Source organism: Streptomyces sp. NPDC107528 (genome assembly GCF_055639295.1).
In genome coordinates this window covers 107,442-129,970 of sequence record NZ_JBVKAV010000001.1, presented here as the reverse complement: position 1 = coordinate 129,970, position 22,529 = coordinate 107,442, and the positions used below count along the sequence as shown (strand labels likewise).

17 protein-coding genes and 1 riboswitch are annotated in these 22,529 nt (G+C 71.6%); of the genes, 6 read left to right on the top strand and 11 right to left on the bottom strand.

The genetic code is table 11. From position 1 onward, the window contains the following. Positions 1–2: 2 nt before the first annotated feature. Positions 3–1,130 carry a ferrochelatase gene (locus ACZ7L5_RS00505; protein ID WP_471513142.1) on the bottom strand — a complete coding sequence of 376 codons (1,128 nt, stop codon included), beginning with the start codon at positions 1,128–1,130 and terminating at the stop codon, positions 3–5. Between the two features lie 223 nt (positions 1,131–1,353). Here ACZ7L5_RS00505 and ACZ7L5_RS00500 point away from each other — a divergent pair, with 223 nt between their 5' ends. The 3 genes from ACZ7L5_RS00500 (at position 1,354) to sepH (ending at position 5,376) form a co-directional block, all read left to right on the top strand. Beyond that, entirely contained in the window at positions 1,354–2,592 is a 1,239-nt protein-coding gene (locus ACZ7L5_RS00500) for an MFS transporter (RefSeq protein WP_328878656.1), read from the top strand. After that, positions 2,552–3,871 (top strand): D-arabinono-1,4-lactone oxidase, encoded by a 1,320-nt coding sequence (locus tag ACZ7L5_RS00495; protein ID WP_471513140.1) that lies wholly within the window; start codon positions 2,552–2,554, stop codon positions 3,869–3,871. The genes ACZ7L5_RS00500 and ACZ7L5_RS00495 overlap by 41 nt, the downstream gene beginning before the upstream one ends. A gap of 464 nt (positions 3,872–4,335) precedes the next feature. Next, entirely contained in the window at positions 4,336–5,376 is a 1,041-nt protein-coding gene (gene sepH, locus ACZ7L5_RS00490; protein WP_328878658.1) for a septation protein SepH, read from the top strand. Positions 5,377–5,523: 147 nt separating this feature from the next. Here sepH and ACZ7L5_RS00485 read toward each other — a convergent pair whose 3' ends face one another. Beyond that, positions 5,524–6,375 carry a sulfurtransferase gene (locus ACZ7L5_RS00485; protein ID WP_471513139.1) on the bottom strand — a complete coding sequence of 284 codons (852 nt, stop codon included), beginning with the start codon at positions 6,373–6,375 and terminating at the stop codon, positions 5,524–5,526. A gap of 295 nt (positions 6,376–6,670) precedes the next feature. Between ACZ7L5_RS00485 and ACZ7L5_RS00480 the strand changes: the two genes are divergently transcribed. Further along, on the top strand, positions 6,671–7,474 hold the full coding sequence (locus tag ACZ7L5_RS00480; RefSeq protein ID WP_365062485.1) for a VOC family protein: 804 nt from the start codon (positions 6,671–6,673) through the stop codon (positions 7,472–7,474). Positions 7,475–7,511: 37 nt separating this feature from the next. On the opposite strand, the gene ACZ7L5_RS00475 is transcribed toward ACZ7L5_RS00480, so the two are convergent. Genes ACZ7L5_RS00475 through ACZ7L5_RS00460 form a run of 4 tightly spaced genes read right to left on the bottom strand, consistent with a single transcriptional unit; the run spans position 7,512 to position 12,896 of the window. Continuing rightward, positions 7,512–8,159, bottom strand: coding sequence for a thymidine kinase (locus tag ACZ7L5_RS00475; protein WP_328878661.1), 648 nt, complete (start codon positions 8,157–8,159; stop codon positions 7,512–7,514). Positions 8,160–8,214: 55 nt separating this feature from the next. Continuing rightward, the gene (locus ACZ7L5_RS00470) at positions 8,215–9,408 is read right to left on the bottom strand and encodes an alkaline phosphatase family protein (RefSeq protein WP_471513136.1); all 1,194 of its coding nucleotides are present in this window, start codon (positions 9,406–9,408) and stop codon (positions 8,215–8,217) included. 1 nt (position 9,409) lies between these two features. Next, positions 9,410–9,997, bottom strand: coding sequence for a DUF5998 family protein (locus ACZ7L5_RS00465; protein WP_328422510.1), 588 nt, complete (start codon positions 9,995–9,997; stop codon positions 9,410–9,412). 52 nt (positions 9,998–10,049) lie between these two features. Continuing rightward, complete coding sequence (locus ACZ7L5_RS00460) at positions 10,050–12,896, bottom strand: bifunctional acetate--CoA ligase family protein/GNAT family N-acetyltransferase (RefSeq protein WP_471513134.1); 2,847 nt, start codon at positions 12,894–12,896, stop codon at positions 10,050–10,052. A gap of 190 nt (positions 12,897–13,086) precedes the next feature. Here ACZ7L5_RS00460 and ACZ7L5_RS00455 point away from each other — a divergent pair, with 190 nt between their 5' ends. Beyond that, positions 13,087–13,368 (top strand): HPr family phosphocarrier protein, encoded by a 282-nt coding sequence (locus ACZ7L5_RS00455; protein ID WP_153543677.1) that lies wholly within the window; start codon positions 13,087–13,089, stop codon positions 13,366–13,368. A 212-nt stretch (positions 13,369–13,580) separates the two neighbouring features. Here ACZ7L5_RS00455 and ACZ7L5_RS00450 read toward each other — a convergent pair whose 3' ends face one another. From ACZ7L5_RS00450 to ACZ7L5_RS00435, 4 genes are all read right to left on the bottom strand, one after another. Then, complete coding sequence (locus tag ACZ7L5_RS00450) at positions 13,581–14,276, bottom strand: GntR family transcriptional regulator (protein WP_471513132.1); 696 nt, start codon at positions 14,274–14,276, stop codon at positions 13,581–13,583. A gap of 201 nt (positions 14,277–14,477) precedes the next feature. After that, complete coding sequence (locus ACZ7L5_RS00445) at positions 14,478–15,260, bottom strand: M23 family metallopeptidase (protein ID WP_362386606.1); 783 nt, start codon at positions 15,258–15,260, stop codon at positions 14,478–14,480. 13 nt (positions 15,261–15,273) lie between these two features. After that, positions 15,274–15,435, bottom strand: a riboswitch (cyclic di-AMP (ydaO/yuaA leader). 212 nt (positions 15,436–15,647) lie between these two features. Continuing rightward, positions 15,648–17,036, bottom strand: a complete 1,389-nt coding sequence (locus ACZ7L5_RS00440; protein WP_384192992.1) for a M16 family metallopeptidase — start codon at positions 17,034–17,036, stop codon at positions 15,648–15,650. Further along, positions 17,033–18,412: a M16 family metallopeptidase gene (locus ACZ7L5_RS00435; RefSeq protein WP_362386603.1), complete on the bottom strand. Its 1,380-nt coding sequence runs from the start codon at positions 18,410–18,412 to the stop codon at positions 17,033–17,035. The genes ACZ7L5_RS00440 and ACZ7L5_RS00435 overlap by 4 nt, the downstream gene beginning before the upstream one ends. A gap of 546 nt (positions 18,413–18,958) precedes the next feature. Between ACZ7L5_RS00435 and ACZ7L5_RS00430 the strand changes: the two genes are divergently transcribed. Next, on the top strand, positions 18,959–21,415 hold the full coding sequence (locus ACZ7L5_RS00430; RefSeq protein WP_467480579.1) for a DNA gyrase/topoisomerase IV subunit A: 2,457 nt from the start codon (positions 18,959–18,961) through the stop codon (positions 21,413–21,415). On the opposite strand, the gene ACZ7L5_RS00425 is transcribed toward ACZ7L5_RS00430, so the two are convergent. Then, positions 21,412–22,476, bottom strand: coding sequence for a CobW family GTP-binding protein (locus tag ACZ7L5_RS00425; RefSeq protein WP_471513130.1), 1,065 nt, complete (start codon positions 22,474–22,476; stop codon positions 21,412–21,414). The two genes, ACZ7L5_RS00430 and ACZ7L5_RS00425, sit on opposite strands and share 4 nt — an antisense overlap. Positions 22,477–22,529 lie beyond the last annotated feature (53 nt).

Genomic DNA, 22,529 nt, shown 5'->3' with positions numbered 1-22,529 from the left:
CCTCATGCGTAGGGGCTGTCGGCGCCCGCCGCGGCGGGCCTGGGTGCGCGGGACGGGCAGCAGCCCACCGGGCAGAGGTTGTGACTCGCGCCGAGGGCGCCGAGAGCGCAGGGCGTGACGTCCTCCGCTCGCTCCACGGCGGCGCGCTCCAGGACGAGGTCGCGGATCGCGGCGGCGAACCGCGGATCGTCGCCGACGGTGGCCGAGCGGCGCATCGGCAGGCCCAGCTCCTCGGCCTTGGCCTTGGCCTCCGTGTCGAGGTCGTAGAGGACCTCCATGTGGTCGGAGACGAAGCCGATGGGGGCGATCACGACGGCCGGGACACCGGCGGCGTGCCGCTCCTCGAGGTGGTCGCAGATGTCGGGCTCCAGCCACGGGATGTGCGGGGCGCCGGAGCGGGACTGGTAGACGAGCCGCCAGGGGTGGTCGACGCCGGTGCGCTCGCGCACGGCGTCGACGATCAGCTGCGCGACGTCCAGGTGCTGCTCGACGTACGCCCCGCCCTCGCCGTGGTCCTCGACGGGGCCGGAGCTGTCGGCGGCCGCGGTCGGGATCGAGTGGGTGGAGAACGCGATGTGGGCGCCGTCCCGGACGTCCTCGGGGAGGTCGGCGAGGGAGTCGAGCACGCCGTCGATCATCGGCTCCAGGAACCCGGGGTGGTTGAAGTAGTGCCGGAGCTTGTCGATCTTCGGCAGCTCCAGGCCCTCGGCCTCAAGGGCCGCGAGCGAGTCCGCGAGGTTCTCGCGATACTGCCGGCAGCCCGAGTAGGACGCGTAGGCGCTGGTGGCGAGGACGAGGATGCGGCGGCGGCCGTCGGCGACCATCTCGCGCAGCGTGTCCATCAGGTACGGCGCCCAGTTGCGGTTGCCCCAGTGGATCGGCAGATCCAGACCGTGCTCGGCGAAGTCCTTGCGCAGGGCGTCCAGCAGAGCGCGGTTCTGGTCGTTGATGGGGCTGACGCCGCCGAACTGGAAGTAGTGCTCGCCGACTTCCTTCAGGCGTTCGGTGGGGATGCCTCGCCCGCGGGTGACGTTCTCCAGGAACGGGATCACGTCGTCCGGGCCCTCGGGGCCGCCGAACGAGAGCAGGAGCAAGGCGTCGTAGGGGGTGGCATCGCGCGCGTCTGGCATGGATCGATCCTGTCATCCGGTACTGACAGCCTGGAAACGGCGGGGTGACCACCCGGGTTCCCCGTGCGCCCGGACGGGTGCGTTAGGGTCACCTAACTCGTAAGCTGTATCGGCCATCCACATGCCGTACGGGGCGCCTTCGAGCCCTGCCGTGCGCCCGCACGCCTGCCTGCACCACCCCGAGCCACTGCAGCCCCGCTGCTCCTGCCTGACGGAGACCCCCGTGCCGAGCCCCTACCGCGCCCTGTTCGCCGCCCCCGGCTCCAAGGGCTTCTCCGCCGCGGGGTTCCTCGGCCGGATGCCGCTGTCGATGATGGGCATCGGCGTCGTGACCATGGTGTCCCAGCTGACCGGGCGGTACGGCCTCGCCGGCGCGCTGTCGGCCACCATCGCGCTCGCCGCCGCGGTGGCGGGCCCGCAGGTCTCGCGACTGGTCGACCGGTACGGGCAGCGGCGCGTGCTGCGTCCCGCGACGCTGATCGCGCTCGTAGCGGCCGCCCTGCTGCTGTTCGCCGCGCACTACGAGTGGCCGGACTGGGTGCTGTTCGTGGCGTGCGTCGGCATCGGCTGCGTGCCGAGCATCGGGGCGATGACCCGTGCCCGCTGGGCCGCCATATACCGCGGGACGCCTCAGTTGCACACCGCGTACTCCTTCGAGTCCGTGATCGACGAGGTCTGCTTCATCTTCGGGCCGATCATCTCCATCGGTCTGTCCACGGCGTGGTTCCCGGAGGCCGGGCCGCTGCTCGCGGGCTGCTTCCTGGCGGTCGGCGTCTTCTGGCTGACCGCACAGCGGGCCACCGAGCCCGCGCCGCACCCGCGCGAGCACAACGACGACGGCTCGGCTCTGCGCTCGCTCGGGCTGCAGGTCCTGGTGGCCACGTTTGTGGCGACCGGCGCGATCTTCGGGTCCGTCGACGTGGTCACCGTGGCCTTCGCCGAGGAGCAGGGCCACAAGGGCGCCGCGAGCATCGTGCTCGCCCTGTACGCGGCCGGCTCCTGCGCCGCGGGCGCCGTGTTCGGGCTGCTGCGCTTCAAGGGGGCGCCCGAACGTCGTTGGCTGCTGGGCATATGCGCGATGGCCGTGAGTATGATCCCCCTCCTACTGGTCGGAAACTTGCCGTTTCTGGCCGTGGCGCTGTTCGTCTCGGGCATGGCCGTCGCTCCCACGATGATCACGACCATGTCCCTGATCGAAGAGCACGTACCACGCGCGCAACTGACCGAGGGCATGACCTGGGTGAGCACCGGGCTCGCGGTCGGGGTCGCGCTCGGCTCCTCCGCGGCCGGCTGGGTGATCGACGCCGCCGGTGCGGGTGCCGGGTACGGGGTTCCGGCGGTGTCCGGGGCCGTCGCGGTCGTGGTCGGTTTTCTGGGGTACCGCCGGCTCAGCAAGCCGGCTCCGCGTCGGGGAGGCACCGTTGAGCAGCACAGCGAGCGGCAGGAACGGCACGTGGCGTAACTGGGGCGGCACGGTCGCCGCCCGCCCCGCGCGAGAGGTCACTCCCGCCTCCGTCGAGGAGTTGGCGGAGGCGATACGCCGGGCCGGCGAGGACGGCCTGAAGGTGAAGGCGGTCGGCAGCGGGCACTCCTTCACGTCGATCGCCACCACCGACGGCGTGCTGATCCGCCCTCAGCTGCTCACCGGCATCCGCGACATCGACCGGGAGGCCATGACGGTCACGGTCGAGGCCGGCACCCCGCTCAAGAGGCTCAACACGGCCCTCGCGCGCGAGGGGCTCTCGCTCACCAACATGGGCGACATCATGGAGCAGACCGTCTCCGGCGCCACCAGCACCGGCACCCATGGCACGGGCCGCGAGTCGGGCTCGATCGCCGCCCAGATCAAGGCCCTGGAACTGGTCACGGCCGACGGTTCGGTGCTCACCTGCTCCGAGAAGGAGAACCCCGAGGTCTTCGCGGCCGCCCGGACAGGCCTCGGCGCGCTGGGCGTCGTCACCGCGATCACCTTCGCCGTGGAGCCCGTCTTCCTGCTCGCCGCGCGCGAGGAGCCGATGCCGCTCGACAAGGTCCTGTCGGACTTCGACGAACTGTGGGCCGAGAACGAACACTTCGAGTTCTACTGGTTCCCCCACACCGGCAGCACCAACACCAAGCGCAACAACCGCAGTGCGGGCCCCGAGAAGCCGGTACCCCAACTCCGGGGCCTGTTCGAGGACGAGTTCCTCTCCAACGGCGTGTTCCAGGTGGCCCAGTGGGTCGGCCGCGCGGCGCCCGCCACCATTCCGACGATCGCCCGGGTCTCCAGCAAGGCGTTGTCCGCGCGGACCTACACCGACATCCCGTACAAGGTCTTCACATCGCCGCGCCGGGTGCGCTTCGTGGAGATGGAGTACGCCGTCCCGCGCGAGGCAGTCGTCGAGACGCTGCTCGAACTGAAGGCCATGGTCGAGCGCTCCGGCCTCAGGGTCAGCTTCCCGGTCGAGGTGCGTACCGCGCCGGCCGACGACATCACGCTGTCCACCGCCTCGGGCCGTGACAGTGCGTACATCGCCGTCCACATGGTCAAGGGCGCGCCGTACCAGCGGTACTTCACCGCCGCCGAGCGCATCTTCACGGCGCACGAGGGACGTCCGCACTGGGGCAAGGTGCATACGCGGGACGCCGAGTACTTCGCTCAGGTATACCCGCGCTTCGGCGAGTTCACGGCCCTGCGGGACCGGCTGGACCCCGACCGCCGATTCCAGAACGACTACTTGCGGCGGGTATTGGGGGCGTAGCACCCGACCGGTTCGACCCGTTTCGGGCAACGGACTTCGCTGCTGGGCGGCGTACGGCTGAAAGCAATAGTTCCGTTTCCGATGTTTGCGTGAAGTACGCCACGTTCAAGATCCGCGAATCGCCCAACGGGCGGCCGAGTCACACTTCTTGCCAGAAGTTGGGCGGCGTGCCAATCCACGCACGTGGCCCAAATGGAGTACTGTTGCGAGCCCTGGGTCCGGTCTCCCGCCTGGGCGTCCGTGGCCTTCAAGGACCGCCGGGAGGGGGCTAGTTGCACAGGGTGACGGAGTTGGTCACTTAGCGTTGCGAATAGGTAACCGTGCCATAACGGCGATCCAGGGCCCGTGCCCGACACGCCGGGCAACTCGGCAAGGTTGTGGCAGGCTGCACCCGGGCAGGCCACACTCGACTAGCGGAAGCAGCGACGCACGTGACGTCGGCAGGCACCACCCGGGAGGTCCCCATGCCCGAACTGCGTGTCGTGGCCGTCTCCAATGACGGCACACGGCTGGTGCTGAAGGCTGCCGACGCAACGGAGTACACGCTTCCGATCGACGAACGCCTGCGCGCCGCCGTGCGCGGCGACCGTCCGCGCCTCGGCCAGATCGAGATCGAGGTGGAGAGCCATCTCCGCCCCCGAGACATCCAGGCGCGTATACGCGCTGGTGCGACCGCGGAAGAGGTCGCCCAACTCGCCGGCATCCCCGTCGACCGCGTACGGCGCTTCGAGGGCCCCGTGCTCGCCGAGCGTGCCTTCATGGCCGAACGGGCCCGCAAGACTCCCGTCCGCCGGCCCGGCGAGAACGCCGCCGGTCCGCAGCTCGGCGAGGCCGTCCAGGAGCGGCTGCTGCTGCGCGGCGCCGACAAGGACACCGTGCAGTGGGACTCGTGGCGCCGCGACGACGGCACCTGGGAAGTACTGCTGGTCTACCTGGTGGCGGGCGAACCGCACTCGGCGAGCTGGACGTACGACCCGCCCCGGCGGCTCGTCCAGGCCGTCGACGAGGAGGCGCGCTCGCTCATCGGCGAGTCCGAGGACCTCGCCGCGCCCGAGCCCAGCTTCCCGTTCGTACCGCGTATCGCCCGGCTTCCGCGCGAGCGGTCGATGGACCGTGCCCTCGAACGCACAGAGCGCCCGAGCCTGCCGGCTCAGGCCTCCGAGCCGGTCGAGGAGACCACGGAGGAACGGGACTCGCTCACCAGCCTGCTGGAGGCGGTGCCCAGCTTCCGCGGCGACATGGTGGTGCCGGAGCGCCCGCCGGAGCCCGAGGTGGAGGAACCCCCCACCGAGCCGGACGCGGAGGAACCTCCCGCCCCCGCCGCCTCGGCCGGTTCCGCCTACGCGGACGTCCTGATGCCCCGATCCGTCGGCAGCCACCGCGACCGCCTCATCGGCGCCACGGACCGCCAGGCCGAAGCGGACGGCGTCCGCCCGGGCCGCCGCGCCGCGGTACCGAGCTGGGACGAGATCGTGTTCGGGACGCGGAGGAAGAAGCAGGAGTAGCAGGAGTAGTCGGTCGCACGGCTGCGGGGCGGTCGTACGAGCCCGAGGGCCGCGCTGGTAGCAGCGCGGCCCTCGGGCTGTGCGGGGCCGGGGCGGCGTCCCGCTGGGCGACTCGCCGCTCCCCCGCTCGACACGCCCTACTACGCCCTACTGCGGATCCGCCCCCACGGCCACCGGCCGCGACGGGTCCGACGACCACTCCGACCACGAACCGACGTACAGCGCCGCCGGAATGCCGGCGACCTCCAGTGCCAGTACCTGGTGCGCGGCGGACACGCCCGAGCCGCAGTACACGCCGACCGCCGTGCCCTCGGCCGCCCCCAGGTCCTTGAAGCGTGCCGCGAGTTCCCCGGCAGGGCGGAAGCGGCCGTCCGCGGCCACGTTCTCGTTCGTGGGGGCGGACAGGGCACCCGGGATGTGGCCGCCGACCGGGTCGATCGGCTCGACCTCGCCGCGGTACCGCTCCCCCGCCCGCGCGTCCAGCAGCACCCCGGACCGGGCGAGCGCCGCGGCGCCGTCGGCGTCGAGCAGTTCCGTCGCCCCCGGTACCGGCTCGAAGTCGCCCTCCGCCGGGGTCGGCACGGACGTCTCCAGCGGTCCCTCCCAGGTGGGCAACCCGCCGTCGAGGACCCGCACATCGGGGTGACCCGTCCAGCGCAGCAGCCACCACGCCCGGGCCGCCGCCCAGCCCTGCCCGCCGTCGTACACGATCACCGGCGTCCCCGAGGTCACGCCCGCACGCCGCATCGCCGTACCGAATTCGGCCAAGTCCGGCAGCGGATGACGGCCGCGCGAACCGGGCGCGGAGGCCAGTTCCCGGTCCAGATCGACGTAGATCGCGCCCGGGATGTGCCCGGCCTCGTACTCGGCGCGGCCGTCGAACGGCGGCTCGCCGGGCGTCTTGGCCAGGGACAACTGCCAGCGGACGTCCAGCAGTACCGGAGGGTTGTCGCCCGTCAGTTCGCCGGCGAGTTCTGATGCGGAGATGATGGCGTTCATGGCCACCATCCTTGCGCACGGGGTGGCCCCATCGTCGCGGTCCGGTTACTCTGCCCGCCGGACAGGCCCGATCACGAGGCGTACGGGATCAGGCACATGCTGTACAGCCGATCGACATCCGGCGGCAATCGCACGGAAACGGGCGGTAAATCGCACACCGGGCATCCTCCGGGCACCGGCCGCCGCGCGCGGCGCGCCCGCAGCGCGCGTGGCCACGGGTGGTGCGAGCATCGGCACGGGGGTCCGGACAGCGGAAGCGACGCGGCCACCGCGAGGGGCCGAGGAGAGAGTGACGATGACCGAGGCACGGGGGTCGGCCGGCCCGAACGGCGAGACGCACGCTCGGCACGCGCCCGGCACGCCCTGCTGGGTGAGTCTGATGGTGCATGGACTGGCCGCGACCCAGGACTTCTACGGAGCGTTGTTCGGCTGGGAGTTCCAGCCCGGCCCCCAGCAACTCGGCCCCTACGTGCGGGCCCTGCTGAACGGCCGTGAGGTGGCCGGCATCGGCCAGCTGCCGCCCGACCGCCACCTCCCCATCGCCTGGACGCCCTACCTCGCCTCGAACAACGTCGGCCAGACCGCCGACACGGTACGGCTGTGCGGCGGCACGGTCGGCGTGGGCCCGCTGGACGCCGCCGAGGCCGGCCGGCTGGCGATCTGCTCCGACCCGTCCGGCGCCGTGTTCGGCATCTGGCAGGGGGCCGAACACCGCGGCACGGCCATCACGGGCGTGCCCGGCACCCCGGCCTGGAACGAGCTGCTGACCTTCGAGTCCGTGAACGTGGCCAAGTTCTACGAGACCGTGTTCGCCTACGAGGAGGAGCCGGTGGTCTCCGCCGACTTCGACTACGTCACCCTGCTCGTCGACGGCCGCCCGGTCGCCGGCATCCACGGCGTCGGCACCTCCCTGCCGCGCGACCGGGGCCCGCACTGGGTGACGTACTTCGAGGTCGCCGACACGGACGAGACACTGGATCGGGTCGTCGACCTCGGCGGCCACGTCCTCAAGCCGGCCCACGACAGCGCACACGGCCGCGTGGCGACGGTGGCGGACCCCGAGGGGGCCCGGTTCGCCCTGATCCAGGACCCGCGCTGACGGGCTCGGGAGCAAGGGCGCCGAACGGGACCTCGGCTCAGACCGAATGCACCGGCAGGACGTCCGGGGACAACGCCGCCGCCCGTGCGCTCGCGGCCGTCATACGGCGTCGATGGTGGCGGCGGCACAGGACCTCGTAGCCGACGGCGTCCGCCTGGTTGACGTCACCGACGACCACCTGGGCGCCCTCGACGACCATCTCGCCGCCTATCGTGCGGGCGTTGTGCGTGGCGCGGGCCCCGCACCAGCACAGTGCCTCCACCTGGAGCACCTCGACCCGGTCGGCCAGTTCCACCAGGCGCTGGGAGCCCGGGAACAGCTTGCTGCGGAAGTCGGTCGTGATGCCGAAGGCGTAGACGTCCAGGCCCAGGTCGTCGACCACGCGCGCGAGTTGGTCGATCTGGTCGGGCGCGAGGAACTGGGCCTCGTCGGCGATGACGTAGTCCGCGCGGCCACCCCTGGAGAGGTGGTCGACGACGTACGCGTACAGGTCCACGCCGTCCTCGACCTCCACCGCGTCCGTGACCAGGCCGAGGCGCGAGGACAGCTTGCCCTCGCCGGCGCGGTCGTCACGCGTGAAGATCATGCCCGCGAGCCCGCGCGCCGAACGGTTGTGCTCGATCTGGAGAGCCAGCGTCGACTTCCCGCAGTCCATCGTTCCGGAGAAGAACACCAGCTCGGGCATGTTGAGTTGAGCACCTTTCGGCGGAGAGAGTCGGCTACGGCGGGCTGCGGAGGTGTCAGGAGCGTACTTCGAGCAGGGGGACCAACTGCTCCGCGGGGGTCATCGAACCGTGGTTGCCGACCATCGCCGACTCCTTCGGCTCCCGCTCGGACGCGATGATCAGGACGTCGTCCCGCGCGGCCGCGATCACGTCGCCGATCCTCCCGTACACCCGCTCGTCGATCCGTGGCCCGAACCAGCCCGCCGCGATCGCCTCGTCCCGGGAGGCCACCCAGAACTGCTCGCCGAGCACCTCGCGCCAGCAGGTCAGGACGTCGTTCGCGGCGCCGGGCACCGCGTACACGTGCCGCGCGCGGCCCTCGCCGCCGAGCAGGGCGACGCCGGCGCGCAGCTCCCAGTCCTCGTCGAAGTCGATGCGGTGCTGCTCGTCGAAGGGCACGTCGATCATGCCGTGGTCAGCGGTGACATAGAGCGCGGTGCGCGGCGGCAACTGCTCGGCGAGGCGCTGGACGAGCCGGTCGACGTACATGAGCTGGCCGCGCCAGGTGTCCGAGTCGACGCCGTAGCGGTGGCCGGCGCCGTCGAGTTCGGCGTAGTAGGTGTAGACCAGGGACCGGTCGCCCGCGGCCAGTTGTACGGCCGCGAGGTCCATCCGCTCCTCGCCGGCCAGCCGCCCCAGGAACGTTCCGCCACTGAGCGCGACCTTGGTCAGCGGGGTGTTCTGGAACGTCGGCGACGACACCTGCGCCGCGTGCACGCCCGCCTGCTGGGCCAGCTGGAAGACCGTGGGGTACGGCTGCCAGACGCGCGGCGACGTCCACGGCTGCCAGCGCAGCTGGTTCATCAGCTCACCGGTGTCAGGGTCGCGCACGGTGTACCCGGGCAGGCCGTGCGCGCCCGGCGGCAGGCCGGTGCCGACGGAGGCGAGGGAGGTCGCGGTGGTCGCGGGGTAGCCGGTGGTGAGCGGGCGTCCGGTGCCGCCGCGCGAGCTGCTCAGGAGCGACGTCATGAACGGCGCTTCCTCGGGGTGCGCCTTGAGCTGCTCCCAGCCGAGGCCGTCGATCAGGAACACGCAGGCGCGGTCGGCGGCGGTCAGCTCCGGAATCGCGGCGGTCATGTCCGGTACGGCCATGCCGGCGGCCAGCGTGGGCAGCAGATCGGCGAGCGAGCCGCTGCCGTACTCGGGGACGGGCGCGGAGTCGACGGCGAGGGGTTCCGGGTGGGAGTCCCAGGCGGTGGGCTGGATCATCTCAGCGGGCGATGTCCGCGGTCGCCTCGGAGAGCGACTGAGCGAAGGTGAGCGCCTGGCGCACGGTCTCCGGTCCGTCGCCGGCCTCGCTGACGCGCAGGCTGAGGTCGTCCGCCGTGGAACTGCCCGTGTAGCCGTGGTCGGCCTCGCAGTTGGGGTCCCCGCAGGCGGCGGGCTCCAGGTCGAGCCGGGCGACGGCGCCCCACCCGATGGTCAGCACGATCTCGCGGGGCAGCGTGCCCGGCGTGTACGACTCCGGGTTGGCGACGACGCGGCTGACGACGACCGAGGAGATCCGGCCGAGCTTCACGGACTCGGTGGACGTCGTGGCGTACGGCGTCGGGGAGGTGCTGTCGGCGGCCTGCTCGTCGGTATGGCTGACGATGAAGCGGTTGTGGGTGAGGACGAGCACGGTCACGTGCCGCCGCACCTCGTTCTGGTCGAACGTCGTCTCCTGATGGACCAGGTACGACCGGATGGGCTCGCCGCCCACAGCGGCCTCCACCGCCTCGGCCACGAGGGCCGGGTAGTAGCCGCTGCGCTCGATCGCCGCACGCAGCCCCTGGGTCGTCGTACTGGTCTTGGCCATGACGCCCATCCTACGGGGGCGCACTGACTGCGAGGCACCGCTGCGGGCGCTCTCAGTACGTCGGCAGCGTCCTCGGCCCGAGGTCGTCCCGGGCGGGCGGCGGCGCGAGGCGGACGGAGGCGCCGAGCACGCTCAGGCCGTGGGTGGCGACGACGACCGGTTCCAGGGTGACCGCGACGACCTCGGGGTGGTCGTCGACCAGCCGCGACACCCGCAGCAGCAGCTCCTCCAGCGCAGGTGTGTCGACGGGAGTGGAGCCGCGCCAGCCGAAGAGGAGCGGTGCCGTCCGGATGGAGCGGACGATCGAGGTCGCCTCGCGGTCGGTGACCGGGATCAGCCGGTGCGCCATGTCCCCGAGCAGCTGCGAGGCGGCACCGGCGAGACCGAAGGACAGGACGGCACCGGCCGCCGGGTCGATCACGGCCCGTACGACGGTGTCGACGCCGCGCGGTGCCATGCTCTGCACGACCGGCCGCAGCTCCTCCGGCCTGCCGAACAGCTCGGTCAACTCGGCGTACGCCCGCCGCAGTTGCTCCTCGTCGGCGAGATCGAGCCGCACGCCGCCGAGGTCGGCGCGGTGCCGCAGGTGCGGGGCGGTGGCCTTGAGGGCGACGGGGTACCCGAGAGTGCGGGCGGCGTCGGCGGCGGCGTCCGGGGTGGGCGCGTGCAGGGCTCGGTGCACGTCGACGCCGTACTTCCCGAGCAGGTCACAGGTCTCGTCCGTGCCGAGCGTGAGCCCCTGCCCGCGCGCGAGCAGCCCGCCTATCAGCTGGGCGGCGCCCTTCTCGTCGATGTCCTCGTACTCGGGCACCTTGCCGGGGTCGGCCGCGTCGCGCCGCCACTGCGCGTAGTTGACGGCTTCGGCGAGGGCGCGGACGGCGCGCTCGGCGGCGGGGTAGGCGGGGATGAGGGTCGTCGGGCCCTGCGCGGTGTCCGGCTGCTCGGCCGGGTTCCCGGCCTGGAAGTCCAGGGGGCGGAACGGGTGGGGGCGGATCTGGGCGCCGGGCGTCTTCCGGTCCGCCTGGGGTGCTGTGCTCGCCGCGGCCGACAGGGCTTCGGCGAGGCCGCCCAGCTCGACGTGGACCACCAGCACCGGCTTCCCCGGCACCTGCTCTGCCGCCGACCGTAGGGCCTGTGCCAGCTCGGCATCGCCGGTCGACGCGTCGCCGATCGCGGGTATGGCGGTGACGACGACCGCGTCGCACGTCTCGTCGGCGAGCGCGTGCGACAGCGCCTCGTGGAAGTCCCCCGCTGACGCCCCCGTCGTCAGATCCAGGGGCGGCAGCGGCCGCAGCCCCTCGGAGAGACACGCGTCATACGTCAGCAGCCCCAGCGACTCGGAGTTGCCGAGGATCGCGACCCGCGGGCCGGTCGGCAGCGGCTGGCGCGCGAGCAGCAGGCCCGCGTCCACCAGCTCGGTGATCGTGTCCACCCGGATCACCCCGGCCTGCCGCAGCAGCGCGGACACCGTGGCGTGCGGCAGCCGCGTGGCGCGCACGGCATGGCCCTGCGGCGCCGCTCCGCCGTGGCGCGCGCCCTGCACCACGACCAACGGCTTGGCCGCAGCCGTACGCCGGGCGAGGCGGTTGAACTTGCGCGGGTTGCCGATGGACTCCAGGTACATCAGGGCGACGTCGGTGTCCGGGTCGTCGTACCAGTACTGAAGGACGTCGTTGCCGGACACGTCGGCACGGTTGCCGGACGAGACGAAGGTCGACACCCCGGTGACCCCGGTCACACCACCGCCGCGCCGGTGGAGCCGGGACAGCAGCGCGATGCCGATCGCGCCGGACTGCGCGAACAGGCCGATGCGGCCCGGGCGGGGCATCTCGGGGGCCAGGGAGGCGTTCAGCCGTACGTCGGCGGAGGTGTTGATGACCCCGAAGGCGTTCGGCCCGATGATGCGCATGCCGTAGGCGCGTGCCTGCCGTACGAGTTCACGCTGCCGCTCGCGGCCGTCGGGCCCGCTCTCGGCGTACCCGGCGGAGAGCACGACCAGCCCCTGCACGCCGTGCTCGCCGCACTCTGCGACCACGTCGGGGACGTACGCGGCCGGCACGGCGACCACCGCGAGGTCGACCTGTTCCTCGATGTCGCGCATGGAGCGGTGCGCGGGCACGCCGTCGAGTTCCTTGAGGTCCTCCGGGAACGCCCTGTTCAGTGCGTACAGCCGTCCCGTGAACCCGGCGTCGCTGATGTTGCCCAGGACGCTGCGGCCCACCCCGCCCGGGGTGCGGCCGACGCCGATGACGGCGACCGAGCCGGGCACCAGCAGCCGCTGCACGGACCGGGCCTCGGCGCGCTGTTCGCGCGCGTACTGGACGGCGAGCGAGCGGTCCGTCGGCTCCAGGTCGAACTCCAGGCGGACGACGCCGTCCTCGAAGCTGCGTTTCTGGGTGTACCCGGCGTCCGTGAACACCTTGATCATCTTGTTGTTGGCGGGCAGCACCTCGGCGGCGAAGCGGCGGATGTCGCGCTCGCGGGCGACGGCGCCGATGTGTTCGAGCAGGGCGGAGGCGACGCCGCGGCCCTGGTGGGCGTCCTGGACGAGGAAGGCGACCTCGGCCTCGTCGGCGGGCGCGGACGCGGGCATTCCGTCGGTGCCGATCCGGTCGTAGCGTACGGTGGCGATGAACTCGCCGCCCACCGTGGCCGCGAGTCCCACCCGGTCCACAAAGTCGTGGTGCGTGAAGCGGTGGACGTCCTTTGCGGACAGCCGCGGGTAGGGCGCGAAGAAGCGGTAGTACTTCGACTCGTCCGACACCTGCTCGTAGAAGCTGACCAGGCGCTCGGCGTCATCAACGGTGATGGGGCGGATGCGCGCGGTGCCGCCGTCGCGCAGCACCACGTCGGCTTCCCAGTGGGCGGGGTACGCGTGCCTGTCCGAGGCGCTCTGCATGGGGCCCAGAGTACGGCTCGCGTACGACAACGGCGCGAGGCAGTCTGTTCAGGACGTACGTGGGGTCGAGGCCGCGACCCGACGGTCACCTCAGGAGGGGACGTTCGTCGGACGTTCGTCCAGTTCCGTCGTGCTTCACGGGTGTGGGAAACTGGTCTAGACAACCCTGAGAACCGAAGGGCAGCATCACATGGCTGAGCGCCGCGTCAACGTCGGCTGGGCCGAGGGCCTCCACGCCCGCCCCGCCTCCATCTTCGTCCGAGCCGCCACGGCCACAGGCGTCCCGGTGACGATCGCCAAGGCCGACGGCAACCCCGTCAACGCGGCCTCCATGCTGGCCGTCCTGGGCCTGGGCGCCCAGGGCGGCGAGGAGATCGTCCTCGCCTCCGACGCCGAGAGTGCGGACGCCGCCCTCGACCGTCTGGCGAAGCTGGTCTCCGAGGGCCTCGAGGAGCTGCCCGAGACGGTCTGACGGACCTGAGCGGGACCTCCCACAGCAAGCGGTGAAGCCGCGCTCGCCTTTCCGGCGGGCGCGGCTTCACTGTTTTCGGCACTGGGTTCGTGTTTTCGAGCAGGCGCTCCCACTTTCGAGGCGGGCGGGCCCGAGAATTACCTGCACATCCGAAAATGGGCAGCGAGAATTCGCCGCCTCCGAATATCTCCTCTTTGTATACGGCGCCCGTGTTAATGCCGCAGGCTCGGCATGTTTACGGGATGTTGCGAATTCCTCACACGCTCCGTGCGATCACGGCGGGAGCCGAAGCGCAGCCGGTGCGCGGAGATCGAGCGCTCGGTGTGCAGCGCCGTGATCGCGCGGGCGCGCTCGCCGTCGCCGCGCGCCACCGCGTCCACGATCGCGCCGTGCTCGGTCCAGGACTCCACGGGGTCGGCCGGCGCCTCGACGGCGTACATCCAGGCGATCTTGTGGCGCAGCTGGGTCAGCATCGAGGTCAGGGCGGGGCTGCCGGAGGCCTGGGCCAGCGTCTCGTGGAACCAGCCGCCCAGGGAGCGCAGATCCTCGCTGTTTCCCCGCCTGGCCCGCTCCTGGCCCAGCCTGACCAGGCCGCGCAGGACCTTCAGATGGGCCTCGGTGCGCCGCTGGGCGGCCCGGGAGGCGCCGAGCGGCTCCAGGAGGGTGCGCATCTCCAGCAGGTCGGCGGCCTCCTGCTCGCTCGGTTCGGCAACGCACGCGCCCGCGTGCCGCCGGGTCACCACGAAGCCCTCCGCCTCCAGGGTGCGCAGGGCCTCGCGCACGGGGACTCGGGAGACGCCGTAGCGGCGGGCGAGGAGTTCTTCGGTGAGCCTGCCACCGCGCGCGTGGACCCCGGCGACGATGTCGTCCCGGATCGCGGTGCATACCGAGTGCGCCGGAATACGCATGACCGACCTCCGCCTTAATCCCCGTGAAACGTCGACGAATGACGTGTGTTCAGTGACTCTATTGCAACCGGCCGGAATTTCCGACGGCGGGCCGGAATCCATGGATATTTTTTGGACAGCGGGCCGTTCGAAACGCCGAAAGCCCCGGCTCGGGGAGCCGGGGCTTTCGGAAGACGCGGTGTGAGCGTCAGAGGTGGGGCGTCAGAGGTTCACGCCGTGCGAGCGCAGGTAGGCGACGGGGTCGATGTCGGAGCCGTACTCCTGCGTCGTGCGGGCCTCGAAGTGCAGGTGCGGCCCGGTGACGTTGCCGGTGGCGCCGGACAGGCCGATCTGCTGACCGGGGGTGACGGTCTGCCCCACCGAGACGGCTATGGACGACATGTGGCCGTACTGGGTGTAGGTGCCGTCGTTCATCTTGATCACGACCTGGTTGCCGTACGACCCGTCCCAGCCGGCCTCCACGACGGTGCCGGAGGCCACCGAGTGGACCGAGGTGCCGCTGGCGGCATGGAAGTCGACGCCGGTGTGGCTGCCGGAGGACCAGAGGGCGCCGCCGGTCTTGTAGCCCGTGGAGACGTACGAGCCGGAGATCGGGGCGACGTAGGACAGCAGGCGCTTGCGCTCGGCCTCGCGGGCGGCGCGCTCCTTGGCCTCGCGCTCCTTCTTCGCCTTCGCGGCCGCCTTCTTGCGGGCGGCCTCCTCGGCGGCCTTCTTGCGGGCCGCGGCCTCCTTGGCGGCCTGCTCCTGGGCGGCGGCCTGGGCGTCGATCTGGTCGGCGATCGAGTTCTCGACGGAGACGACCGGGATGAGGCCGGTCTGTTCGACGGCCGGTTCGGCGGCGAGCGCCGGGGCGGCCAGGGTGCCGATCACGCCGGTGGCGGTGAGTGCGGCGACGCCCGCGGCGCGGGCGGTGGTGCGTTCGAAGCGGCTGGGACGACGGTGCTTCCCCGCGGGACGCTTCCCGGTGGCGCAGGTGAACGCCATGAAGTGGCTGGTCCTTTCCTTCCTTCTCGCCTACCGGGTTAGCTGACGGGTTCGGAGCAGGAAGGTCTCCTACGGACCCCCTCGCGGCTGCGCGGGCGTCCGATTCACCCCAGGGACTTCATGGGTCCCCGGCTCCCCTGGCTCGCGCCGTACGGGGACTCGGCGATGGCTGTCCGGTGCCGCGGGCGCGGCGCAGTGCCTGACGGACAGCCCGGAAGACGCTAAACGGGGCATCTTTCAATCCCCAAACGGATCCTGCCTTTTGTAGTGCATCCCACAGGTCAGACAGGCAACCTCTCCCTCAATTCGGGCATAAAGGGGCCCTGGTGACTCTTCCGTCACCAGGGCCCCTACGCGTGCGGCCGTCTCCGGCGCCGCGCCAGTCCCCTACTCGGCCGCCACGACGCTGACTTCGCCGATGCCGAGGGCCTCGACGGGCTCCCGGATCTCGGCCGCGTCGCCGACGAGGATCGTCACCAGGCGGTCGACCGGGAAGGCGCTCACGGCCGCAGCGGTCGCCTCGACGGTGCCGGTGGCGGCGAGCTGCTGGTACAGCGTCGCCTGGAAGTCGTCGGGCAGGTTCTGCTCGACCTGGTCGGCCAGCGTGCTCGCCACGGCCGCGGCGGTCTCGTACTTCAGCGGCGCCACCCCGACGAGGTTCTGTACGGCGAAGTCCCGCTCGGCGTCGGTGAGTCCCCCGTCGGCGACACCGCGCAGGACCTTCCAGAGGTCGTCCAGGGCGGGACCGGTGTTCGGCGTGTCCACGGAGCCGCTGATGGCGAGCATCGCCGCTCCCGAGCCGTCCGGGGCGGAGCGCAGGACCTGCCCGAACGCGCGCACACCGTAGGTGTAGCCCTTCTCCTCGCGCAGGACCTTGTCCAGGCGGGAGGTGAGGGTGCCGCCCAGGCAGTACGTGCCGAGCACCTGCGCGGGCCAGACGCGGTCGTGCCGGTCGGGGCCCACGCGACCGATCAGCAGCTGCGTCTGGACGGCGCCGGGACGGTCCACGATGACGACGCGCCCGCTGTCGTCCGCGGTCACCGGCGGGACCGGCCGGGGCTGGGCCGGAGAGCCGGTCCAGGCGCCCAGGGTGTCACCGAGCAGGGCGTCGAGGTCGACGCCGGTGAGGTCGCCGACGACCACGACGGTGGACGTCGCCGGGCGCACATGCCGCTCGTAGAAGGCGCGTACGCCCGCGGAGTCGATGCCGGCGACCGTGTCCTCGGTGCCCTGGCGCGGGCGGGACATGCGCGAGGTCGCCGGGAACAGCTGCCTGGACAGCTCCTTGGCGGCGCGGCGCGAGGGGTTGGCCAGCTCGTGCGGGATCTCGTCGAGGCGGTTGCGCACCAGGCGCTCCACCTCGGTGTCCTCGAACCCGGGCGCCCTGAGCGCGTCGGCGAGCAGGCCGAGTGCCTTCGGCAGCCGGGAGACGGGCACCTCGAGGCTGACGCGGACGCCGGGGTGGTCGGCGTACGCGTCGAGCGTGGCGCCGCAGCGCTCCAGCTCGGCGGCGAACTCCTCGGCGGTGTGCTTGTCGGTGCCCTCCGAGAAGGCACGCGCCATGATCGTGGCGATGCCGTCCAGGCCCTTCGGCTCGGCCTCCAGCGGCGTGTCCAGGAGGACCTCGACGGCGACGACGCGCTGGCCGGGGCGGTGGCAGCGCAAGACCGTCAGGCCGTTGTCCAGCTTGCCGCGCTCCGGTGCCGGGAACGCCCAGGGCCGGGCCTGGCCCGCCTGGGGCTGCGGGTGGAACTCCATGCTGGCGAGCTCGGTCACTGCGCCGACTCCTCGTTCTCGTCGGTGGTCCCGGCGGGTGCGGCCCCGTCGGCGGCGGCTTCCAGGTCCTCGGCCTCGTCGGCGACCGGCTCGTACACCAGCACCGCGCGGTTGTCGGGACGCAGACGCGCCTGGGCGACCGCCTGGACCTCCTGAGCGGTGACGTCGAGGACGCGCTGCACGGCGGTGAAGGCGAGCTGCGGGTCGCCGAACAGGACGGCGTACCGGCACAGTTCGTCGGCGCGGCCCGCGACCGTGCCGAGCCGGTCCAGCCACTCGCGCTCCAGCTGGGCCTGCGCGCGCTCCATCTCCTCGGCGGTGGGGCCCTCCTGCGCGAAGCGGGCGAGCTCCTCGTCGACGGCCGCCTCGATGACCGGCACCTCGACGTCGCCGGACGTCTTCACGTCCAGCCAGCCCAGCGAGGGCGCCCCGGCCAGGCGCAGCAGGCCGAACCCGGCCGCCACGGCCGTACGGTCACGGCGTACGAGCCGGTTGTAGAGGCGGGAGGACTCGCCGCCGCCGAGGACGGTCAGCGCCAGGTCGGCCGCGTCGCACTCGCGCGTGCCGTCCGTCGGGAGCCGGTAGGCGGCCATCATCGCGCGCGCGGGCACGTTCTCCTCGACGACCTCGCGCAGCTGCTCGCCGATGGTGTCGGGCAGCGAGCCGTCGCGGGGGGCGGGCTTGCCGTCGTGGGACTCGATGGAGCCGAAGTACTTCTCGACCCAGGCGAGCGTCTGCGCCGGGTCGATGTCGCCGACGATCGACAGGACGGCGTTGTTGGGCGCGTAGTAGGTGCGGAAGAACGCGCGGGCGTCCTCCAGGCTGGCCGCGTCCAGGTCGGCCATCGAGCCGATCGGCGTGTGGTGGTAGGGGTGCCCGTCGGGGTACGACAGGGCGGTCAGCTTCTCGAACGCCGTGCCGTACGGGACGTTGTCGTAGCGCTGCCGGCGCTCGTTCTTGACGACGTCGCGCTGGTTCTCCAGGCCCTCCTCGTCGAGCGCCACCAGGAGGCTGCCCATGCGGTCGGCCTCCAGCCAGAGCGCGAGCTCCAGCTGGTGCGCGGGCATGGTCTCGAAGTAGTTGGTGCGCTCGAAGCTCGTGGTGCCGTTCGGCGAGCCGCCCGCACCCTGGACGAGCTCGAAGTGGCCCGTGCCCTTCACGCTGCTCGAGCCCTGGAACATCAGGTGCTCGAAGAGGTGGGCGAGTCCGGTACGGCCCTTGACCTCGTGGCGGGAGCCGACGTCGTACCAGAGGCAGACGGCGGCGACCGGCGTGAGGTGGTCCTCGGAGAGCACCACGCGCAGGCCGTTGGCCAGGCGGTGCTCCGTGGCGGTGAGGCCGCCGGATTGTGCCTCCGGTGTGGCCGTGTGACCCATGGGCAAGGTGTCCTTCCGGTCGCGTGCACTGCGTTGTGTCGAGCGGTTCGTGCTCCGTTCCTGCCACTGTATGCAGCGTCCGAAGGGTCGGCGAAGTTCCCGGTCGGAACGCCGTGCCGGTATGCGGGTGCGTCCGGGCCCGCGACGACACGCGCGACGGCCCTCAAGCACGGCTCGTCGTCCTGTCCCGCGGACCTGCCGAACGGGGCGGGCCCGGCACGCGCCGACCGTGTCCAGGGGGCTCAGGCGGGCCCGCACACCCTGCGACCTGGCACTGTGCCCGCCGATCACTCCGGCGGGTGAACGGTCTCGCGGCGCGCGCTTGCCTTCGGCCCGTCCGGTCGCAAGAACGGTCCCGGACAGTGATGTTCGCTTCTCGCCCCGCCCCTCTGTCGCGGTGGAGGCCCGGCGTCGGCGACACTTCTGCGATGCCGGGTCGGAGCCCAACATCGGGTCCTGGTCGGTGGTTGTCAGTGCCGCGGTCCACAATGGTCCGCGTCAGATCCGCAGACGCTCGAGCGACCAGAACCAGAGGAGCCGGCAGCGATGGCCCGCCGCAGCACGAAGAACCCGCCGCCCGAGGACTCGTACGAGGAGAAGATCCTCGACATCGACGTCGTCGACGAGATGCAGGGCTCCTTCCTCGAGTACGCGTACTCGGTCATCTACTCCCGCGCCCTGCCGGACGCCCGCGACGGCCTCAAGCCGGTGCACCGTCGCATCGTCTACCAGATGAACGAGATGGGCCTGCGCCCCGACCGCGGCTATGTGAAGTGCGCCCGCGTCATCGGCGAGGTCATGGGTAAGTTGCACCCGCACGGCGACGCGTCGATCTACGACGCCCTGGTGCGCATGGCCCAGCCCTTCTCGATGCGCGTCCCGCTGGTCGACGGCCACGGCAACTTCGGGTCCCTGGGCAACGACGACCCGCCGGCCGCCATGCGGTACACCGAGTGCCGGCAGGCCGATGCGACCAGCCTGATGACCGAGTCGATCGACGAGGACACGGTCAACTTCACGCCCAACTACGACGGCCAGGAGCGGGAGCCGGTGGCGCTGCCGGCCGCCTTCCCGAACCTCCTGGTCAACGGCGCGTCGGGCATCGCTGTCGGCATGGCCACGAACATGCCGCCGCACAACCTCTCCGAGGTCATCTCGGCCGCCCGCCACCTGATCCGCCACCCGAACGCGGATCTGGAAACCCTGATGAAGCACGTCCCGGGCCCCGACCTGCCCACCGGCGGCCGGATCGTCGGCCTGGCCGGCATCCGGGACGCGTACGAGACGGGCCGCGGCACCTTCAAGATCCGCGCCACGGTCGAGATCGAGACGGTGACCGCCCGCCGCAAGGGCCTCGTCGTCACCGAACTGCCCTTCACGGTCGGCCCGGAGAAGGTGATCGCCAAGATCAAGGACCTGGTCGGCTCGAAGAAGCTGCAGGGCATCGCAGACGTCAAGGACCTCACCGACCGCGAGCACGGCCTGCGCCTGGTCATCGAGATCAAGAACGGCTTCGTGCCGGAGGCGGTCCTGGAGCAGCTGTACAAGCTGACGCCGATGGAGGAGTCCTTCGGCATCAACAATGTCGCGCTGGTCGACGGCCAGCCCCTCACCCTGGGCCTGAAGGAGCTGCTGGAGGTCTACCTCGACCACCGCTTCGAGGTCGTCCGGCGCCGCAGCGAGTTCCGCCGCACCAAGCGCCGCGACCGCCTGCACCTGGTCGAGGGCCTGCTCACGGCGCTGCTGGACATCGACGAGGTCATCCGCCTGATCCGCTCCAGCGAGAACTCCGCGCAGGCGAAGGAGCGCCTGATGGAGCGCTTCTCGCTGAGCGAGGTCCAGACCCAGTACATCCTCGACACGCCGCTGCGCCGTCTCACCAAGTACGACCGCATCGAGCTGGAGGCGGAGAAGGAGCGGCTGAACGGGGAGATCGCCGAGCTGACGCGGATCCTCGACTCGGACGCGGAGCTGCGCAAGCTGGTCTCCGCGGAACTGGCCTCGGTCGCCAAGAAGTTCGGGACCGAGCGGCGTACGGTCCTGCTGGAGTCGGCGGGTTCGCCGGTCGCCACCGTGTCGCTTCAGGTGGCGGACGACCCGTGCCGGGTGCTGCTGTCCTCGACGGGTCTGCTGGCCCGTACGGCTAACGGCGACCCGTTCGCGGAGGACGGCGAGGCGAAGCGCTCCAAGCACGACGTGATCATCTCGGCGGTGCCGGCCACGGCCCGCGGCGAGGTGGGCGCGGTGACGTCCACGGGACGGCTGCTGCGGATCAACGTCGTCGATCTGCCGCAGCTGCCGGAGACCGCGGCGCGGCCGAACCTCTCGGGCGGCGCGCCCCTGTCGGAGTTCGTCTCCCTGGAGGGCGACGAGACCCTGGTCTGCCTGACCACGCTCGACGAGTCCTCCCCCGGCCTGGCGATCGGCACGGAACAGGGTGTCGTCAAGCGCGTGGTGCCCGACTACCCGACCAACAAGGACGAGTTGGAGGTCATCACCCTGAAGGAGGGCGACCGGATCGTCGGCGCGATCGAGCTGCGCACGGGTGAGGAGGACCTGGTCTTCATCACGGACGACGCACAGCTGCTGCGCTACCAGGCCTCGCAGGTCCGCCCGCAGGGCCGCGCCGCCGGCGGTATGGCGGGCATCAAGCTCACCGAGGGCGCGAAGGTGATCTCCTTCACGGCCGTGGACCCGGCGGTCGACGCGGTGGTGTTCACGGTCGCGGGCTCGCGCGGCACGCTGGACGACTCGGTCCAGACGACGGCCAAGCTGACCCCGTTCGACCAGTACCCCCGCAAGGGCCGCGCCACCGGAGGCGTGCGCTGCCAGCGGTTCCTCAAGGGCGAGGACTGCCTGGCCCTGGCCTGGGCGGGCGCCGTCCCGGCACGGGCCGCGCAGAAGAACGGCACGCCGGCCGACCTCCCGGAGATCGACCCGCGCCGTGACGGCTCGGGGGTGTCGCTGCCGAAGACGGTGTCGGTGGTGGCCGGCCCGGTCTAGGCCTCCTCGAAGGCCCCGTCCTCCGGGTCCTGTACGTAGCGCAGAACGCCCCACATGCCGTGCTCGTCGGCGTGTGGGGCGTCGCTCTTGCACGCCTCCAGCTCCTTGGCCAGGGCAACGGTATCGATGCCGGTGCCGATGAGCACGAGCTGGGTGAGGCGGGCGTCGGCGGCCGGCCAGGGCTCCGGGTAGAAGCGCAGGAACGGCCCGACGGCGTGCACGGCGTAGCGGTTCACGGTGTCGTGCGGCCCGAAGTCGACGTAACCCTTGATCCGGTACAGCCCCTCGGGCCTGCTGTCGAGGAAGGCGATCAGCCGGCGCGGGTCGAGGGGGGTCTCGGAGGTGAAGGAGAGGCTGTCGTAGCCGGTGTGCAGGTGGCCGGTGTGGTCCTGATGAGGCTCATGGTGCCCGTGCAGGTCGTCGAAGGACAGCTGCCCAATGCGCTCCTCGCCGGGCCGGCAGTCGAAGAGGAACTCGGGGTCGATACGGGCGTAGGCGGCAGGGACGACGGCGGCGCCGTCGGTGAGCTCGCGGACCAGCCCGAGGACGCGCTCCCCGTCCACCGCACGGTCGAGCTTGTTGACGACGACCAGGTCGGCGAGGGCGAGATGCCGGTCGATCTCGGGGTGCTTGGCGCGCGTCTCCTCGAACTCGGCGGCGTCGACGACCTCGACGAGTCCGCCGTACACGATGCCCGGATGCTCGCTGGCGAGGACCATGCGCACGAGTTCCTGGGGCTCGGCGAGCCCGCTGGCCTCGATGACGATGACGTCGATGCCGGTGGCGGGCCGGGCGAGCCGCTCCAGGTAGACGTCCAGCTCACTGGAGTCGACGGCGCAGCACAGGCAGCCGTTCCCGAGGGAGACGGTGGAGTCGCCGAGCGCACCGGCGACGGCCATGGCGTCGATCTCGATGGCCCCGAAGTCGTTGACGATGGCGCCGATGCGGGTGCCGCCGCTGCGGTGGAGGAGGTGGTTGAGCAGAGTCGTCTTGCCGGAACCGAGGAATCCGGCGAGGACGACGACCGGAATCTGCTGCGGACCGGGGTTCGGCTGGCTCAACGTGCGACCTCTCTCACGCCGACGGGTGCACCGGCTCACGAGGTCGGCGCGCG

Coding starts and splice junctions, on each gene's coding strand:
- sepH (WP_328878658.1), top strand. CDS start 4,336: ATGCCCGAACTGCGTGTCGTGGCCGTCTCCAATGACGGCACACGGCTG.
- ACZ7L5_RS00460 (WP_471513134.1), bottom strand. CDS start 12,896: ATGCAGAGCGCCTCGGACAGGCACGCGTACCCCGCCCACTGGGAAGCC.
- ACZ7L5_RS00475 (WP_328878661.1), bottom strand. CDS start 8,159: ATGCCCGAGCTGGTGTTCTTCTCCGGAACGATGGACTGCGGGAAGTCG.
- ACZ7L5_RS00485 (WP_471513139.1), bottom strand. CDS start 6,375: ATGAACGCCATCATCTCCGCATCAGAACTCGCCGGCGAACTGACGGGC.
- ACZ7L5_RS00455 (WP_153543677.1), top strand. CDS start 13,087: ATGGCTGAGCGCCGCGTCAACGTCGGCTGGGCCGAGGGCCTCCACGCC.
- ACZ7L5_RS00465 (WP_328422510.1), bottom strand. CDS start 9,997: ATGGCCAAGACCAGTACGACGACCCAGGGGCTGCGTGCGGCGATCGAG.
- ACZ7L5_RS00505 (WP_471513142.1), bottom strand. CDS start 1,130: ATGCCAGACGCGCGCGATGCCACCCCCTACGACGCCTTGCTCCTGCTC.
- ACZ7L5_RS00435 (WP_362386603.1), bottom strand. CDS start 18,412: ATGGGTCACACGGCCACACCGGAGGCACAATCCGGCGGCCTCACCGCC.
- ACZ7L5_RS00470 (WP_471513136.1), bottom strand. CDS start 9,408: ATGATCCAGCCCACCGCCTGGGACTCCCACCCGGAACCCCTCGCCGTC.
- ACZ7L5_RS00445 (WP_362386606.1), bottom strand. CDS start 15,260: ATGGCGTTCACCTGCGCCACCGGGAAGCGTCCCGCGGGGAAGCACCGT.
- ACZ7L5_RS00480 (WP_365062485.1), top strand. CDS start 6,671: ATGACCGAGGCACGGGGGTCGGCCGGCCCGAACGGCGAGACGCACGCT.
- ACZ7L5_RS00430 (WP_467480579.1), top strand. CDS start 18,959: ATGGCCCGCCGCAGCACGAAGAACCCGCCGCCCGAGGACTCGTACGAG.
- ACZ7L5_RS00450 (WP_471513132.1), bottom strand. CDS start 14,276: ATGCGTATTCCGGCGCACTCGGTATGCACCGCGATCCGGGACGACATC.